This is a genomic window from Kribbella amoyensis (assembly GCF_007828865.1).
In the GTDB taxonomy this organism is placed as follows: domain Bacteria; phylum Actinomycetota; class Actinomycetes; order Propionibacteriales; family Kribbellaceae; genus Kribbella; species Kribbella amoyensis.
Genome location: NZ_VIVK01000001.1, coordinates 6,052,182 through 6,069,464 on the forward strand (window position 1 = coordinate 6,052,182; position 17,283 = coordinate 6,069,464).

The window sequence follows — 17,283 nt, forward strand, 5'->3', positions numbered from 1 at the left end:
AGGTTTTCAGCCCGTTGCCACCGTCACAGTCGTCTCCGGGCCGGCCCCCGGGTCGACGACCACCGCCGACGCGTCGATCGCCAAAGCGCCGCGAACGCCCGCGGACGCCAAGCCAGGTGTGCCGTACAGCTCGAGATAGCGAACCATTGCGTCCTGACGGTGCTCGCAGACCGCGGCCAACTGCTGGGCCAGCGCCACCTCAGCAAGCGGGCCGCGCTCGGGGTGGTCGACTCGGTCGAGAGACCTCATCACGGTCTCAGTGGTCAAGTGCTCGCCGGGGGCTGCGGTGCCGGATCGGAGGTTTCGCAGCAGCTCCATCGCGAAGGCCGTGCTCGAAACGGTCCGCTGCCAGTGCAGGTCCTCGACCACGACACCGGCGACGCTGCTGCGCAGGCCGGCAACCCGGTAGCGCATCAGCGCGACGCTCGGCCCGTCCCGCCAGGTGAGCTGCCAAATCGGCGTACTGCGGTCGCTCCCAGGCAGGCGGCGGGCCGCGACCGGAACACCGGCGTGCACGGACAACTGGTGAGCGAATCGGGCGACGAAACGCCCGGAGTGAAGTGAAGAGGGGGTGCTCATCAAGAGCTCCAACCATGAATGCGGCAAGCCCGACGAGCCACGATCTGGACCCAGCCTGCAGATGCGCAGACAGTACCCACACCTCGAGCAACTCAACCTCGACCAGGCGGGAGCATCAAGTACTTGAGGTTGGGGTACCGGCCGCTTCAGGGTCTCGGCCACGACCCGATCATCGGCGCGGGGATCGCGCTGGAACAGCAGGCGGCTGTAGGCCAGTCGCGCCGTGAGCAGATGCGCGGTCGACGACGCGGGATCGAGCGCCGCGACCGCCTTCTCGGCCTGTCCGACCACGACGGCCTCGGCTGCGCGGTTGCCTTGGCGTGCCTCCTCAGCTGTTACCTCCCACCGACAACCTTCGTCATGGGTGATGACAGGCCCGGACGGGCCTGAGTGACCGATCAGGGGAAACTCATGCACCTCGCTTTGTGGATCGTCGCCGGCCTGCTGGCCGCCGTCTTTGCCTTCGCGGGCGCCAACAAGCTGTTCATCCCGTACGAGAAGCTGGCCAAGGCTCCCGGTGGAGGCTGGGTCAACCAGTTCAGCCCCGGCTTCGTCAAGGCGCTCGGAACCGCCGAAATCCTGGGTGCCATCGGCCTGGTCGTACCGGCCGCCCTCGACATCGTTCCGGTCCTCGCACCACTGGCCGCAGTCGGACTGGCGACCATCATGGTGGGCGCGGCACTCGTGACCTCCCGTCGTCACGAGCGTTTGCACGCGGTACTGAATCTCGCGTACTTCGCGCTCGCCGTCTTCGTGGCTATCGGGCGCTTCGGCCCCGAGTCCTTCAGCTGATCGTGCGCAACCAGATGCGGCCACGCGACTTGAAGTCACAACGAACGGCACGGAGCGGCTCGGCTGTCCGTATGGTTGCCGGAGTCATCGAATCAGGACGGCCTCGCGTCGTCGTGCTCTCGGCGTGGTTCGCCGCTGTCTGTTGCGTCGGATTCGCGGTGGTGAACGTGGTGTTCGAGAGCACCGGACGCTTCGAGGACGGACCGTTCGCCGACTACTCCGCCGGTCTCACGGTGATGAACTGGCTTGTCGTACTGCTCAAGCTCCTCGGGGCCGCGGTCGCCGTCTACTCGCTCACGGCGAACCCCAAGCATGCCGAGGGACTCGGCGTACTCCTGTGGGGCGCGTTCTCCCTGCTCGCCCTCTACGCTCTCGGCAGCGTCGCCGAAGGGGCCGCCATCACCACTGGTCTCACCGGCGACCGCGACGACATCACCTTCGCGAGCGTCGCCTACGTCGCCTTCGTCGCGTTGCTCGCCATAGCGTTCGGCATCCTCGCCGTCGCCCACACGCGTCGCTTCGACCTCACCGCACGCCCCACCCTCCTGGGAGCCCTCGGCGCACCCCTCGCCCTCGCCGTACTTCTCCTCGCAGTCCCGGCCCTCCTGGTGGCTCTGGGCCTGATGCCCAGCCTCTAGCCAGTCAAGCTGCACCGCCGCCGGTACCCACAGACACCACCACCTGCATGCGTTGTCAGGCCGTGGTTACCGACCCGCCGTGGCTGATCGGGTAACGGACGTGTGTGGACCGGCTCGCTCATTCGCCGAGCTCGCGTGCGGCCGCATAGCAGGAGGCTCTCGTGGACACAGGGTTCGGCATGACGGACGCGATAGTGATCGGCGCCGGACCGAACGGATTGGTGGCGGCCAACCTCCTGGCCGACGCGGGCTGGGACGTCCTGGTCCTGGAGGCGAACCCGGAGATCGGTGGCGCGGTCCGCAGCGCGGAGGATGTCACCGACGGCTTCGTCCATGACACCTTCAGCTCGTTCTACCCGTTGGCCGCGGTGTCGCCGACGCTCCGAGCGCTCGACCTGGGCAAGTGGGGTCTGGAGTGGTCGCATGCGCCGGCGCCGGTCGGTAATCCGCTGCGCGAGGGCGGCTGGGCCTTGGTGCACGCCGACCCGGACGAGACCGCGGCGGCGCTCGACGCTGCGGCGCCGGGAGACGGGGACGCCTGGCTGGAGCTGTACGCGGACTGGCGGCGGATCGAGCGGGCGATGATCGGACTGCTGCTGGATCCGTTCCCGCCGGTACGCTCAGGCAGCTCGTTCGCACTGCGGCTACTCGGCCGGAACGGCCTGGCCCGGATCAGATTGCTCGCCTCCTCGGTGCGGGCACTGGGCGAGCGGCACTTCCGGGGCGACGCCGCGCGGATGTTGTTCGCCACGAACGCACAGCACGCGGACATCCCGCCCGACGGCGCAGGCTCCGCGCTGATGGGCTGGCTGCTGGTGATGATCGCTCAGCAGTACGGGTACCCGGTGCCGCGGGGTGGCGCGGGGCGGCTGAGCCGGGCACTCGCTGATCGCTTCCGCTCGTTGGGCGGCACGATCGTGTGTGATGAGCGCGTCTCCAGCATCGAGGTGCGTGACGGCCGCGCGACCGGCGTACTGGCCGGGCGACGTTACGAGGCACGGCGCGCGATCCTGGCGGACGTGTCGGCACCGGCGCTGTACGGCGACCTGCTGTCGGCCGACGTCGTGCCGGCGCGGGTCGAGCGGGCGATGCGCGGCTTCACCTGGGACCCGGCCACGGTCAAGGTGGACTGGGCGCTCAACTCCCCGATCCCCTGGCGCGACCGCCCGGCCAAGGCACCCGGTACCGTGCACATCGCCGACTCGGTGGACGCGTTGACGATCGCGGCCGCGCAGATCGCGGCGGGCGTCGTACCTACTCATCCGTTCCTGCTGATGGGGCAGATGACGACGGCGGATCCGACGCGATCGCCGAAGGGTACGGAGTCGGTGTGGGCGTACACGCATGTGCCGCAGGAGATCCGCGACGATCCGGCCTTCAGCGGTCGATGGGACGCCGACGACGCAGAGCGCTTCGCCGATCGCATGCAGGACCAGGTGGAACGCTACGCACCGGGCTTCGAGGGCCGGATCCTCAACCGTCGTGTGCTGTCCCCGCCAGAACTTGAGCGCCGCAACGCGAACCTTGTGAGAGGCGCAGTCAACGGCGGCACTGCGGCTCTTCACCAGCAGCTCGTCTTCCGCCCCATGCCAGGCTCAGGGCGCTCAGAAACCCCGATCAAGTCGCTCTATCTCGCTTCCGCGTCGGCCCACCCAGGCGGTGGAGTACATGGCGCTCCGGGGACGAACGCCGCCCGCGCGGCCCTGTTCCACAGCAGGCTCCGGCGCCATCGCGTCAGGACTTCACCACCAGCACGGTCTTGAACGAGGGGTCGGCCGCGTCCGGAAGCGCCATCGTGGCGCCCACTCCGGTCGCGGTGACCCGTACGCCGTGCCTCCATGGCTGTCCCACTCCACCGAATCGCCCCTCCGGAGCTTGCTCATCGCGCGTCACCCGACAGGTCCACGGTCTCGTTCTCACCCGGGAACTTGTCCGGATCGCGAGTTACCGCTGCCCGGGCCGCGCCCAGGAGTCGTACGACCTTGCTGCTCGGGCCCGACCAGTACTCGGCGCTGTCGGCATGAACCTTGACCAGGACCAGACCAGGCGTCTTAGGGCCGTCCGGGAACCACGCCTTCAACGGGGCTGACCAGAGTTCCTCAGCCTTGTCCTTGTCGATGAAGATCTCGGCAGTGCCGGCAATGGAGGTCCACTCGCTTTGCTTGGCGTTCGAGAACGACACGTTCACCTGCGGGCTCGCCCCGATCTCGCCCACCTTGGCCGATTCGGCGTACGCGTAGAACCACAGGTCACCGTCGAACTCGACCTCCTGTACAGCCATCGGCCGCGCGACGTGCCGCCCGTCGGCTGTCATCGTGGTGAGCATGCAGATCGTTGCCCGATCAACCAATTCCGCAACGGTCGTCACCGGATCCTTGTCGGTCATGATTCTCCCAACCGCCCAACTTGCCGGGCATCGTGTGTGCACGAGATGGCTGTTCCTTCTGACGCGCAGGAAGCCCTCGGTACCCACTGCCCGGTGGTCAAACCGATGAGCATGACGACCAGCGGTGAACTTGTGCAGGGCAAGCTGCCGGCGGCGAGGTGTGCAGAGCGCCTCTCAGCCCGACGACGCCTCGCCGCCGGCGGCGTCGGTCGGAAGGTCGTCCTTCTTCGCGTTGATGAACACAGCCGCGACCACCAGCGCTGCGGCCAGGAGAACCGCGCCCCAGAAGAACGCCACGTGGTAGCCATGGATGAAGGCAAACGGCAGCAGTTGCTGAGCTTCCTCCGCGCTGCGTGGAGGATGGTCGACGAAGTAGGCCGTGACGGCGCCCGCGAAGAGCGTGTTGAGCAGGGCCGTGCCGAGCGAGCCCCCAATCTGTTGAGAGGTGTTCAGCAAGGCGGAAGCGACGCCCGCATCGTGGTAACCGACGCCTATCAGCGCCGTACTCGAGGCCGGGACGAACACGCCTGCCAGACCGACGGACAGCAGCACCTCAGCTGGGAAGACGTGGGTCCAGAACGACGTCTCCTGACCGATCCTGGTCAGCAGCAGCATGCCCACGACGGCGAAGACGAGGCCAGGCACCATCAGCTTCTTCGGACCGAGCCGCGGAAGAAGCTGTGAGACAAGGCCGGCGGTGAGGATGATCCCGACGCTGAACGGCAGGAATGCGAAGCCGGCCTTGAGCGGGCTGTAGCCCAGGTTGGTCTGGAAGTAGTAGGTCAGGAACAGAAACATCGCGAACAGTCCTGCGCCTACGAGCAGGAACACCAGGTAGGACCCGCCGCGGTTGCGATGGAGAACAATCCGCAGTGGCAGCATCGGATTGCGGGCTCGGCGCTCCCAGAGCACGAACGCGACCAACAGCACGACCGCTACAGCGAGAAACGTCACGGTGGCAGGATCGCCCCAACCTTGCACGGCAGTAGAGTTCGGATCCTCGGGGGACTTGGACTTGGCGGCCTCGGTGAAGCCGTAGACCAAGCAGAACAGGCCAAGGGTCGCGAGCACTACGCCTGGCACGTCATACCTGGTGTCCCCGCCGGCCTTACTCTCGTGCACAATCGGCACGGCGGCCGCGGCGACGATCAGTGCGACGGGCACGTTGACACCGAGACACCAGCGCCATGAGGTGTACTCGGTGAGCACTCCACCGGCGATCAAGCCGATCGCGGCACCGCCACCAGCAAGTGCACCGAAGACGCCGAAAGCGCGGGCGCGCTCCTTCGACTCGGTGAAGGTCACTGTTACCAAGGACAGCGCGGCAGGTGCCATCAGTGCCGCGAAGGCTCCTTGGAGAGCGCGGGCGGCGAAGAGGAGTTCTTGGTTCGGCGCCAAGCCACCGATCGCAGAAGCACCGGCGAAGCCCAGTAGACCGATCACGAAGGTGCGCTTGCGGCCGGTGTAGTCCGCAATCCGACCGCCCAGCAACAGCAACGCACCGAACGCAAGGGTGTACGCGGTGACCACCCACTGCCTGTCCGCATTGCTGATGCCCAGGTCCTCTTGAGCCGAAGGCAGCGCTATGTTCACGATCGACGCGTCGAGCACGATCATCAGCTGCGCTGCGGCCAGCACAGTGAGCGCCCACCACCGCCGCGGATCCGGCTGCGTCGGCTCCGGCACCGAACCGCTGGTGTTGTCGAGAGGCTCCCTCATGACGATCCTCGAGTTCGCTCGAACGTCGCGGTCCCTTCGCCAACAGCATTCGGTGGCCGGGACTCCCCCCACATCCTCACCACCATAACCACGCGGCAGCCATGCCTAGGTTGTGCACCATCTCCAGATTTCGATTCGCGGATACGGGCGGTGGCCGAACGGTAGCTCTCCCCGATCGGCAGGAGTTGTCCCCTCTTACGGAGCGTGCCGACCCAGGAATCCAGCTGGGCGTGCTGGGCCGGACCGGCCCGATGGTCACAGGGCGACACGCCGATCGAGGGCAGCGGCGAGGAGTTCAGCGATCAGTGGAGCCTGGGCTTCTTTGATATTGCCGTAGCCGATGACCAGCCCATGAGGCCCGGGCGCCGTCAGCCGGCAGGTGGAGAGGCCGGTGACCGAGGCGCCGAGCTTGAGCGCCCGAGCCAGTACTGCCCTCTCATCGACGTCGTCGGGGAGCATGACGAGGAGATGCAGACCGGCATCGAGCCCGCTGATCTCCACGTCGGGCAGCGCTGAGCGGAGTGCCGCAACCATCGCAGTACGCCGACGCTTGTAGACACGGCGCATCTTGCGAAGGTGACGCTCGTAGGCACCATCGGCGAGCAGCGTGGCCAGAGTTCGCTGGTCGAGGCCCGGAGGTGTGCTTGCTTCTGCCTCCAGCAACGCCTGGACCTGCCGGCGCAGGGCGCCCTGCACCACGAGCCAACCAAGCCGCAAGGTTGGTGCGAGGGTCTTGCTCGTACTGCCCAAGTAGGCAACCTGCGTCGGATCGAGCGCCGCGAGTGCTCCCACCGGACTTCGGTCATAGCGGAACTCGGCGTCGCAGTCGTCTTCAATGATCAACTTGTCGCCCGCACGCGCCCAGCGCAGGAGGTCCGCGCGGCGGGCCGCACTGAGCGGTACACCGGTCGGGTACTGATGGGTCGCAGCGACGAACGCGACAGTTGCTGTGGTGGTGAACGCCAGATCAGCTCGAAGGCCGTGCTCGTCGACCGGCACGGCGACGCGGCGCAGTCCCGCGTTCTCTGCGACCAGGGCTGCTCTCGGCCATCCCGGATCCTCCAGCAGGATTTCCCCATGGTTCGACTGCCTGAGCACTCGGCACAACAACGCCAAGCCCTGAGTTGTCCCGCGGGTGATCACCACTTCGTCCGGCTGAGCCTCGATACCTCGGGCTCGACGCAGATAGCCGGCCAATTGCTCACGCAGAAAGGCGTCACCGCCCGGGGCTGGATAGCCGAAGGCGTGGTCTTCCAAGGTGTTCAGCACCCGTCCGGAGGCCGACCGCCAGGCTGCGCGTGGAAATGACGACAGGTCGGGCAAATTGGGGGTGAGGTCCCAATCAGGTGTGGCCGCAGTCGCGCTTGGAGCGGCGACGGCGGGCTCCCTTCTGGTGGCGGTACGAGCGACCGTGGTCCCGGATCCTGTTCTGGCGTCGAACCAGCCCTCAGCGGTGAGTCGCTCGTACGCCTGGGTGATGACCCACCGCGAGATGCCCAACTCGGCCGCGACGACACGGGTTGGCGGGAGTTCGTCTCCGACGGCGAGACGGCCGGAGTGGAGAGCTGTTCGGAGGGCTGCCACCAGCCGTTCCGTCAGCGGCCCAGCCTCCTCAGGCGACCAGTCGAAGGGAAGCCCAGTCACGAGATTGGTATGGCAGAACGGCACATGATTGGACTGTATCCCATACCGCTGCCCCCCTAGGTTGCCAGCATGACCGATCGAAATCTCGCTGCCGAAGTCAAGACCCGCACGGCTCTGGACGAGGATGCTCCTCGGCTGATCGAGGCGTACGACTGGCTGTTCGCCGCCCCTGGCAGCAAGCCTGAAGACTGGGATTCCCGTACTGCCGGGGAGCGCCTGGCCAAGGTCTTCGCCAGCCAACGGAGTGACGTCCTCGTGGCGGAGGTCGACCAAGAGCTGCTCGGGTTCTGTTCCATCTACCTCGACATCGAATCCGTCCGTTTCGGGCAGCGCTGCTGGGTGGAGGACCTGGCCGTGCATCCCGCGCACCGTTCGGTGGGCATCGGAGCGGTGCTGCTCGGCCAGGCCCAGCGGTGGGCGCGCGAGCACGGCGGCATACATCTCGAACTGGACTCCGCCCTCGCCCGTACCGACGCCCACCGCTTCTACGATCGCCACCAGCCGGCCTCACGATCGATGTGCTTCAGCTGGCAGCTCGAGCGATGACGAGACATCGGGAATCGGGATCGCACAGCGCGGCCGGACGCGGAACCGACGGGATCCGGCTGGTCCTGCTTGACGTCGATGGCACGTTGATCGGCAATCACGGCGTCCATCCGAGGGTCTGGCCGGCGCTCGCGAAGGCCCGCGGGGAAGGCATCAGAGTTGGACTGTGCACCGGCCGGCCCGGGATCGGCTCCACGCTCGAGCTGGCCGCCGAGGTCGGCCCCGATGAGCCGCACATCCTCCTCAGCGGCGCCGTCGTTGGCAGTCCCGGCCGTCCACCGATGCTGACTACCAGCCTCGCGCCTCCACTCGTGCGCGCCCTGCGGGACCTCGCCGCAGCGCACGGCGTGCCGCTCGAGCTGTATATCGGTGAGGCGATGGTTGTCGAACAGCTGGATCGGATTACTGTTCTCCACGCCGAGAGCCTCGGTGTGACGCCGACGGTGCTGGCCTCGCTGGCCGACCTGACGGATCAGCCCGTTGCCGCCTGCTTCACCGTGCCTCGTGACCAATGGGCAAGCCTCGAAGCGGCCTGCGCCGGACTTCCACTCGCATCCGTCTCCGCTGCCACCACCCCTTGGGCACCGGACTCGATCTTCGTCAACGTGGGGGCAGCCGGTACGTCCAAGGGCGCGGCCATCTCCTGGCTGATCAAGCACCTGGACCTGACCCGAGACAGTGTCGCCATGGTCGGCGACGGCATGAACGACCTCGACGCCTTCGACGCGGTCGGACTGTCCATCGCCGTCGCCGGCGCTCCACTCGAAGTACGGACCGCTGCCGATCTGGTCGTCGGCGACGCGGACCAGGGCGCGGTGGCCGACGCCCTCGAGCACATCCTCGGGCGCCAGGCGGGAAACCATCAGAGTGCTTGTTGACATCGCAGGCAGGCACACGCGCCGACAGGTTACGCATTGCCCCCGGTACCTCAATGTCGACAACTTCACGGCACGCGACGTGTGTCCAGGTGACCCCTACACCTGAGTCCGCAGACGACCGTCGCCCTCGCGTAGTCCCGGTCGGTTGCCTCTGGCGCCAACGCAGACACCTTCGGGACCGCACACCGCACACGACGCCATGGATCAGGTCGCCCCCAGGGGCGACCGCCTTGCAGTCGAACGAGTCACTCAGCACGGTCACGAGCACGCGCCCTGGCCATCCCGCCTCCAACGTGAACGAGAGCGGTTGATCCGGAAACCCCCGCGCGCCTGAACTCGTGCGACGGCGCCCGCTACGTACATCGAGTCGCTGGCATGGCGCTGTACATCTTCGATCAGCCGAAAGCGGTCCGCATACGGCTCACGGCAGCGACGCGGGAAGAACTGACCTTCCGCGCGCTCAACCTCTGGGCCTGTCGCGATCACAACGTCGAGTCCGGCGGGGCCGTCGGCTGAAGTTGGGTGAAAATTATTTGCATCTGATCTAGGCAAGACGGTCCTCGATCGATAATCTTTTGCGCGATCTGCTGGGTGGCTGGAGGGTTCCTTCCCATCCGCACAACCGCGAGAGGGGCTTTGATGTGAGGTCGAGATCTCCTGGTGATGTGCTCGCGTCCCGGGCCTATACCGCCGCCGACCGGTTCACGCGGGTCGTCGCGCTCAACGTGCTCTGGCTGGTCGCGTGCGTGCCGCTGGTCACGGTCGGCCCGGCCACGGCGGCGGTCTTCGGCGTGGTCCGGGACTGGAACCGCGGCCTGGAGCCGCCGTTGGCCCGGTCGTTCCTGAGGTACTTCCGGGAGAACTTCCGGCAGGCGTTCTTGCTGCAACTGATGGGTCTCGTACTCTTCCTGCCGACCGGCACGGTCGTCGCGGCGATCCTGGTCGCGGTGATCGCGTCGTACGCCTTCACGCTGATGGTCGGCTACGACATGTCGCTGCCGCGCATCCTCGCGGCGTCCGTCCGGCTGGCCATCGGCAGCCCGGCGGCGACGGCCAAAACCCTTGCCCTGTTGACGTTGACCGCCGCACTGACCTTCGTCTTCCCGGCCGCGCCGCTGCTGATGACCGCGGTCGTGGCATCCTCGATCCAGCGGTGGTGCCGACCGTGACCCGGGCCCGCCGGTACTGGGCCCTGTACCTGATGCTGCTGCCGGCCATGGCGTATCTCGCGGTCTACAAGTACGCGCCGATGTACGGCATCATCGTGGCCTTCAAGGACTACTCGCTCGGCGAGGGCATCGTCGCCAGCCCGTGGATCCACCCGTGGTACGGGCACTTCAGCGAGCTCTTCGGGTCACCGTACTTCGGTCAGCTGCTGCGCAACACGTTCCTGCTGTCGATCTACAAGATCGTCTGGGGTACGACGCTGCCGCTGGTGCTCGCGTTGATCCTGAACGAGTGCCGGCTGACCTGGATGCGCCGCTGGGTCCAGACGCTCAGCTACATGCCGCACTTCCTGTCCTGGGTGATCATCTTCGGCATCACCGGCGCGTTCCTGTCCGAGAGCAGCGGCCTGGTGAACCGGTGGCTCGAGCAACTGACCGGCCACTCGGTCGGGTTCCTCACCTCGACGGACTGGTTCCGGTCGGTACTGGTCGGGACCGAGGTGTGGAAGGACATGGGCTGGGGCGCGATCATCTACCTGGCCGCGATGGTCGGCATCGATCCGTCCCGGTACGAGGTCGCGCGGGTGGACGGCGCGAGCCGGCTGCGGCAGATCTGGCACATCACCCTGCCCGGGATCCGCAACGTCATCATCCTGCTCCTGGTCCTGCGCCTCGGCCACGTACTGGAGGCCGGGTTCGAGCAGGTCTACATCTTCTACAACCTGCAGGTGTACCCGGTCGCCGACATCCTCGACACCTGGGTGTTCCGGACCGGTCTGGAGAACCTCAACTTCTCGCTGGCCGCGGCAGCAGGTCTGTTCAAGTCGATCATCGGGCTGGTGCTGATCCTGGCCGCCAACCGGATCGCCAAGCGCTGGGACGGTCAACTGTGGTGACACTCGTCAGGACCCGGATCAAGACCCGCGCCAACAGCCGGAGCACCACTCGCATCAGTAGTCGCGAGGACCGCATCGTCAACGGGATCGTGTACGTCGCCTGCGCGCTGGTGGCCGTGGTCTGCGTCTTCCCGCTGCTGTTCGTGGTCGCCGCGTCCATCACGCCGTACGGCGAAGTGCTGCGCAACGGTGGGTACATCGTGATCCCCCGGGCGATCACGTTCGACGCCTACCGGGAGTTGCTCGCCGATCCCGCGATCCCGCGGGCGTTGTCGGTCACCGCGTTCATCACCGTCGTCGGCACGGCGCTGAACATGCTGCTCACCACGCTGATGGCCTACCCCCTGTCCCGCCGGGACCTGCCGGGGCGGAGCGCCGTCCTGCTGATCGCGCTGTTCACCACCGTGTTCGGCGCCGGGATGATTCCGACGTACCTGATCGTCAAGGCCACCGGCCTGCTGGACACGGTGTGGGCGATGATCGTGCCGGGCGCGGTGTCGGTGTTCAACGTGCTGATCATGAAGACGTTCTTCGAAGGCATCCCCGACGAACTGGTCGACGCGGCCCGGATCGACGGCGCCGGCGAACTGCGCATCCTGGTCCAGGTGATCCTGCCGCTCTCCGTGCCGGTGATGCTCACGCTCGGCCTGTTCTACGGGGTCTCGCACTGGAACGAGTTCTTCCAGGCCATCCTCTACGTCCGCGATCCCGATCTGCAGCCGCTGCAGGTGGTCGTCCGCAACCTGCTGGCGCGCTCGCAGGCGACCGAGAACGCGGATGCCGTCCTGCCGTTGGTGACCGTGCAGATGGCCGCGGTCGTGGTGGCGGCGATCCCGATGATCGCTGTCTACCCGTTTGTGCAGAAGCACTTCCAGAAGGGCGTTCTGCTCGGTTCCGTGAAGGGCTAAGTCAACTAGGAGTAGCGATGTACAGAAGTGCTGTTGCGGTTGTCCTGGGGAGTGCGTTGCTGCTCACGGCGTGCTCGTCGGGCGAAGGAAGCGGGGACGGAGCCGCGGACACGGAAGTGTCGGTCAGCGAGATTTCGTTCGGCGCGACGCCGCCGAAGGACGACGTCATCGGCGAGGCGCTGAAGAAGGACCTCGGCCTGGACATCAAGCTCAACGCCGTCGGATCGAGCGACGACTACTACGCCCAGCTGTCGGCCTCGCTGGCCGGCGGCGACGCCCCCGACCTGTTCCAGGTCGACCGGTCCAGGCTCCAGCAGTTCGTCAAGCAGGGCCTGGTGCTCGACCTGACGAAGTACCTGGACACGGATCTGAAGCAGTACACGTCGTTCGTCGGCAAGGACCAGATGAAGGCCGCGATCCTGGACGGCAAGACGTACGGCGTCGTGAAGCGGCCGCAGTACGCCTACAGCACGTACTGGATCCGCAAGGACTGGCTGGACAAGCTCGGCCTGAGTGTTCCGAAGACGACGGACGACCTGTTCGCGGTCGCCAGCGCCTTCACCAGCAAGGACCCGGACGGGAACGGCAAGCCGGACACGTACGGGATCACCGGCGGCAAGGACGGCGATCCGTGGGCACCGCTGTGGGGCGGGTTCGGGACCGGTGGGCCCGGCGCGGCGTACGTCGAGGACGGCAAGATCGTCAACGGCTACCAGGACCCGGACACCAAGACCGCGCTGGAGTACATCGCCAAGCTCGTCAGCGCGAAGGTGGTCGATCCCGACTTCCTCAGCAGCACCCTCGCCCAGGCGCAGGAGAGTGCCATGCAGGGCAAAGCGGGCATCATCTGTCAGAGCTGGCCGCAGATGACCAAGCCGGAGTTCACCGCGTCCGCGAAGAAGGCCCAGCCCGACGCGCAGTGGATCCAGCTCGCGCCGCTGTCCGGGCCGGGCGGTCCGGGGAAGATGGCCTACGACGAGAACTTCGCCTCGATCTACGCGATCCCGGCCAAGGTCGCCAAGGACGAGGCGAAGCTCAAGAACATCATGAAGTTCATCGAGTACGTCTCGGGTGAGACCGGCAACCGGCTGGTGTCGTACGGGATCGAGGGCACCCACTACACCGTGGCCGACGGCAAGGTGAAGGCGACGCCGAAGCTGGCGACCGACGGTGGCTGGTTCTGGCTCTACCAGGTCACCGGGCGGGACGAGGGCGAGTACCTCGGGATCAAGTTCACCGCCCAGAAGAAGGAGATCGACTTCGCCGCGAAGCAGCCGCTGCTGGACACCTATCAGAGCCTGGTGGTCAGTCCGGACGGATACAACCAGGTCGACGCCGACCGGTACTCGAACGAGCAGCTGGTCCAGTTCATCAGCGGGAAGAAGCCGCTCTCGCAGTACGACGCCTTCGTCAGCGACCTGACCAACAAGTTCGGCTACGGCAAGTACATCGAGGGTGCGGAGCAGCAACTCACCGACCTCGGACTGGCCAAGTGAGCTGAGCTCACGGAAGGGGATGTCCTGATGGAACGTGCCGGCAGTCCGAGCCCGTTGCAGCTGGTCAAACGCACGCTGCCCGAACTGAACGGTGCGATGCAGCGGGTCGCCGAGCACATCCTGGCGAACCCGGACGAGGTCGCGCGCGGCTCGATCACCAAGCTGGCCGAGACCGCGCGCACCTCGGCCGCCACGGTCACCCGCCTGTCGACCCAGCTCGGGTACGCCGGGTACCCGGCGCTGCGGGCCGCCCTGGCGATGGAGGTCGGCCGCGGTCTGGAGGCCGGCTGGGCGAGCGACATCGGGTCGGCGATCGGCCCGGCGGATCCGCCCGAGCAGGTCCTCAACGTGCTCGCGTCCACCCAGGCGAACGCGTTGCGGAACGCGTTGGCCGCGATCGACCTGACAGCGGTGACCCGGGTCGCGGACGCGATCGCGGGCGCCCGGCGGACCCACATCTACGGTGAGTGGGGCGACGCGATCCCGGCCCGCGAGCTGTACATCCGGTTGCTGCGGATCGGGATCCCGGTGTGGTTCTTCGACGGTCCACAGTCCTCGCAGATCGGCGCCGGGCTGCTCGGCGAGGGCGACGTCGCGCTGACGGTGATCCGGTCGGGACACGACACGACGGCGCTCGATTTCGTCCAGCGGTCGCAGGCTGCCGGAGCGTTGACGGTCGCCATCACCGGCGTCGTCGCCTCACCGCTGGCGCGGCAGGCCGACGTCACTCTCGACACCGGTACGGCGGTCGGCGGGACCTGGACCGAGTTCTTCGCCGGCCGCGCGAGTGACGTACTGACAGCCGGTCTGTTGTTCGTGCTGGTCGCCCAGCGGGTGCCCGATCACCTGACCGCCAACGCGCCGAACGGGCCCGGGCTGCCCGTCGTCCGTCCCGACCGCTGAAGGGCTTCTGATGGCGATGTTCGACTTTCCGCTCGACAAGCTCCGCGAGTACCGGCCTGACGTGGCCGCGCCCGCCGACCTGGTCGAGTTCTGGCGCGGCTCGATCGAGAAGGCGCGTACCGACGACCTGTCCGCCACGTTCACCGAGATCGACAACAAGCTCGCGGTGATCGACACCTACGACGTCACCTACGCCGGCTTCGGCGGCTCGCCCGTGAAGGGCTGGCTGCACGTCCCGGCCGGTGCCACCGGACCGCTGCCGACGATCGTCCAGTACCACGGCTACTCCGGCGGCCGGGGTCTGCCGCATGCGATCAACTTCTGGGCCCAGGCCGGCTACGCCCACTTCGTCACCGATACCCGCGGTCAGGGCTGGACGTCGGGCGGAAGCGGTACTCCGGACGACAGCGCGGACGCCGGCCTGAACCACGTGCCGGGGTTCCTGACCGCGGGGATCACGGACCCGGAGACGTACTACTACCGCCGCGTGTACATCGACGCGGTCCGAGCGCTCGAGGCCGCGCGGACGTCCCCGTTCGTGGATCCGGACCGGCTGGTCGTGGCGGGTGTCAGCCAAGGCGGCGGTATCGCGATCGCCGCCGCCGGGTTGGCCCCGCTGGCCGGGATCGACCTGCGCGGCTGCGCTCCCGACGTACCGTTCCTGTGCCATTTCCAGCGGGCCGTGCAGCTCACTGATCACGGTCGCTACCACGAGATCGCCCAGTACCTGAAGGGTTTCCGGCACCAGGCCGGCCCGGTGCTGGACACCCTGAGCTATTTCGACGGCGTCAATCTCGGCCGGCTGGCCACCGCCCCCGCATTGTTCTCGGTCGCGCTGATGGACGCGAACTGTCCGCCCTCGACAGTGTTCGCCGCCTACAACCACTACGGAAACGAGCAGAAGGACATCAAGGTCTATCCCTACAACGGACACGAGGGCGGGCAGGCGTACCAGCAGGAAGCACAGCTCGACTGGTTCTCGAACATCTTCGCAACGCCCACGAAGTGAGGAGAAAGATGAGAACGAGATGGTTCGCAGCAGCACTGACAGGAACGGTGGGAGCCCTCCTGGCGGGTTCTCTCACCCTTCCGGCGCAGGCTGCCGGCGCGACGTACTACGTGTCGCCCACCGGCAGCGACAGCAACAGCGGCTTGTCACCCACCGAGGCCTGGAAGACGGTCGCCAAGGTCAACAGCTCCACGTACCCACAAGGCAGCCTGATCTCCTTCGAAGGCGGCGCGACGTTCACCGGTTGCCTGGTCTTCAATGCCACGAACGTCCCGGTGTCGGCGCCGTCGGTACCGTTCCGGGTCGCGTCGTACGGCACCGGAAAGGCCACGATCAGCTCCAACTGCACCGGTGACTACTCCGCGGCCGTCACCGCGGACGCGGTCAACGGTTTCCAGCTGAACAACGTGAAACTGGTCAACGGCGGTACGACGGCCGCCGGTGTGCTGCTGCAGAATCAGACATCGTCGACCGCGACCAGCGGCCTGCAGATCAACAACGCGGACATCTCGGGCTTCGCCACACCGAGCGGCAGCAGCAGTACCTTCGGCGGGCAGATCATGGTGCTCGGCTACGCGGTCAACGGGAACTCCGGGCCGTTGAACGACGTACAGATCGTCAACAACAAGCTGTACGGCGCCGGCGTGACGTCGAACGCCGGACCGGGCGTCTACGGCTGGGGCTCCGGCGTGAACATCAGCAACGTCCGGGTCGAGGGCAACACCGTGTACAACCTCGGGATGGCGCCGAACTCGACCGGCGCCGCGATCACCGCGAACGGCTGGAACGGCGCGCTGATCCAGCGCAACATCGTCCACGACATCGGCGCGAACGTGACGTCCTGCGGCGGCACCAGCGGCATCATGTCGTACACGTCCAACAACATCACGATCCGGAACAACGAGGTGTACAAGGTCCAGCCGGTGCCCGCGTACACGGCCGCCTGCGACTGGGACGGCATCGACCTCGACGGTGGTACGACGAATTCGCTCGTCGAGTACAACTACACCCACGACAACGCGGGCAGCGGGCTGCTCGCCTATACGTCGACCGTCGGATCGCGCGTGTGGGGACCGAACACCTACCGGTACAACATCTCGCAGAACGACGACTGGGCGCTCGCACAGGGCGGCCTGATGGACGTCGTACCGGCCGCGCCGAAGAACGCGCTGTCGATCTACGGCAACACGTTCTTCAGCAACAAGGACCAGAGCGCGAACAAGAAGCAGGGCGCCAGTGCCTGCTTCAACTTCGGCTACAGCACCGGGGTCTGGGCGGCCGGCTCGCAGATCAAGGACAACATCTGCTACTTGGCGAACCGGAACAGCTTCGGCAAGACCGGCCAGCTGTACTACAACCCGTACAACCAGACCGGGATGACACTGGCGAACAACCTGTACTACGGGACGAACACCGGCGGCTGGCGCTGGGGCGGCACGACGTACGCCACCTTCGCGGCCTGGCAGGCCGCCGGAGTGGAGACCGCCGCCGTGTGGGGCGACCCGCTGTTCACCTCGCCAGGTGGTGGCGGCACCTGCACCTGGTCGCCGCCGTCCGGTACCGGGCCGCAGCCCTGTCCGCAGGCCTACACCCTCAAGCCAGGCTCCCCCGCGATCGGAGCAGGCACACCGGTCTCCGGCAACAGCGGCGTGGACTACTACGGCTCCCCGATCCCCAACCCACCCAACATCGGCGCCGACGCCGGATAACTCCTGACTCAGGC

At 66.9% G+C, this 17,283-nt stretch carries 17 protein-coding genes; 13 read left to right on the plus strand and 4 right to left on the minus strand.

Features of this window, described 5'->3' with window-relative positions; genetic code table 11:
- Positions 1-6 precede the first annotated feature (6 nt).
- Positions 7-870 carry a hypothetical protein gene (locus FB561_RS28245; RefSeq protein ID WP_145811910.1) on the minus strand — a complete coding sequence of 288 codons (864 nt, stop codon included), beginning with the start codon at positions 868-870 and terminating at the stop codon, positions 7-9.
- A gap of 99 nt (positions 871-969) precedes the next feature.
- Here FB561_RS28245 and FB561_RS28250 point away from each other — a divergent pair, with 99 nt between their 5' ends.
- From FB561_RS28250 to FB561_RS28255, 3 genes are all read left to right on the plus strand, one after another.
- Positions 970-1,371 (plus strand): DoxX family protein, encoded by a 402-nt coding sequence (locus tag FB561_RS28250; RefSeq protein WP_238335104.1) that lies wholly within the window; start codon positions 970-972, stop codon positions 1,369-1,371.
- Positions 1,372-1,442: 71 nt separating this feature from the next.
- Positions 1,443-2,009, plus strand: coding sequence for a hypothetical protein (locus FB561_RS38025; protein WP_170284784.1), 567 nt, complete (start codon positions 1,443-1,445; stop codon positions 2,007-2,009).
- Positions 2,010-2,188: 179 nt separating this feature from the next.
- Positions 2,189-3,772: a phytoene desaturase family protein gene (locus FB561_RS28255; protein ID WP_145811912.1), complete on the plus strand. Its 1,584-nt coding sequence runs from the start codon at positions 2,189-2,191 to the stop codon at positions 3,770-3,772.
- A gap of 116 nt (positions 3,773-3,888) precedes the next feature.
- Here FB561_RS28255 and FB561_RS28260 read toward each other — a convergent pair whose 3' ends face one another.
- The 3 genes from FB561_RS28260 to pdxR all read right to left on the minus strand — a co-directional run bounded on the left by FB561_RS28260 (position 3,889) and on the right by pdxR (position 7,782).
- Complete coding sequence (locus FB561_RS28260; RefSeq protein ID WP_145811914.1) at positions 3,889-4,395, minus strand: pyridoxamine 5'-phosphate oxidase family protein; 507 nt, start codon at positions 4,393-4,395, stop codon at positions 3,889-3,891.
- Positions 4,396-4,569: 174 nt separating this feature from the next.
- Entirely contained in the window at positions 4,570-6,114 is a 1,545-nt protein-coding gene (locus FB561_RS28265) for an MFS transporter (protein WP_145811915.1), read from the minus strand.
- A gap of 255 nt (positions 6,115-6,369) precedes the next feature.
- Positions 6,370-7,782 carry a MocR-like pyridoxine biosynthesis transcription factor PdxR gene (pdxR, locus tag FB561_RS28270; RefSeq protein ID WP_170284785.1) on the minus strand — a complete coding sequence of 471 codons (1,413 nt, stop codon included), beginning with the start codon at positions 7,780-7,782 and terminating at the stop codon, positions 6,370-6,372.
- Between the two features lie 45 nt (positions 7,783-7,827).
- Between pdxR and FB561_RS28275 the strand changes: the two genes are divergently transcribed.
- The 10 genes from FB561_RS28275 (at position 7,828) to FB561_RS28315 (ending at position 17,269) form a co-directional block, all read left to right on the plus strand.
- Positions 7,828-8,304 carry a GNAT family N-acetyltransferase gene (locus FB561_RS28275; protein ID WP_145811920.1) on the plus strand — a complete coding sequence of 159 codons (477 nt, stop codon included), beginning with the start codon at positions 7,828-7,830 and terminating at the stop codon, positions 8,302-8,304.
- Entirely contained in the window at positions 8,301-9,182 is an 882-nt protein-coding gene (locus FB561_RS28280) for an HAD family hydrolase (RefSeq protein ID WP_145811922.1), read from the plus strand. The genes FB561_RS28275 and FB561_RS28280 overlap by 4 nt, the downstream gene beginning before the upstream one ends.
- 375 nt (positions 9,183-9,557) lie before the next feature.
- Positions 9,558-9,698 (plus strand): hypothetical protein, encoded by a 141-nt coding sequence (locus FB561_RS38030; RefSeq protein ID WP_170284786.1) that lies wholly within the window; start codon positions 9,558-9,560, stop codon positions 9,696-9,698.
- A gap of 149 nt (positions 9,699-9,847) precedes the next feature.
- Positions 9,848-10,351, plus strand: coding sequence for a DUF624 domain-containing protein (locus FB561_RS28285; protein ID WP_170284787.1), 504 nt, complete (start codon positions 9,848-9,850; stop codon positions 10,349-10,351).
- Complete coding sequence (locus FB561_RS28290; RefSeq protein WP_202880757.1) at positions 10,336-11,244, plus strand: ABC transporter permease; 909 nt, start codon at positions 10,336-10,338, stop codon at positions 11,242-11,244. The genes FB561_RS28285 and FB561_RS28290 overlap by 16 nt, the downstream gene beginning before the upstream one ends.
- Complete coding sequence (locus FB561_RS28295) at positions 11,241-12,152, plus strand: carbohydrate ABC transporter permease (protein ID WP_202880758.1); 912 nt, start codon at positions 11,241-11,243, stop codon at positions 12,150-12,152. Before FB561_RS28290 ends, FB561_RS28295 begins: the two co-directional genes overlap by 4 nt.
- 17 nt (positions 12,153-12,169) lie before the next feature.
- Complete coding sequence (locus FB561_RS28300; protein WP_145811926.1) at positions 12,170-13,648, plus strand: extracellular solute-binding protein; 1,479 nt, start codon at positions 12,170-12,172, stop codon at positions 13,646-13,648.
- Between the two features lie 27 nt (positions 13,649-13,675).
- On the plus strand, positions 13,676-14,551 hold the full coding sequence (locus FB561_RS28305; RefSeq protein WP_145811928.1) for a MurR/RpiR family transcriptional regulator: 876 nt from the start codon (positions 13,676-13,678) through the stop codon (positions 14,549-14,551).
- 10 nt (positions 14,552-14,561) lie between these two features.
- Entirely contained in the window at positions 14,562-15,560 is a 999-nt protein-coding gene (locus FB561_RS28310) for an acetylxylan esterase (RefSeq protein ID WP_145811930.1), read from the plus strand.
- 8 nt (positions 15,561-15,568) lie between these two features.
- Positions 15,569-17,269: a right-handed parallel beta-helix repeat-containing protein gene (locus FB561_RS28315; RefSeq protein WP_145811932.1), complete on the plus strand. Its 1,701-nt coding sequence runs from the start codon at positions 15,569-15,571 to the stop codon at positions 17,267-17,269.
- Positions 17,270-17,283 lie beyond the last annotated feature (14 nt).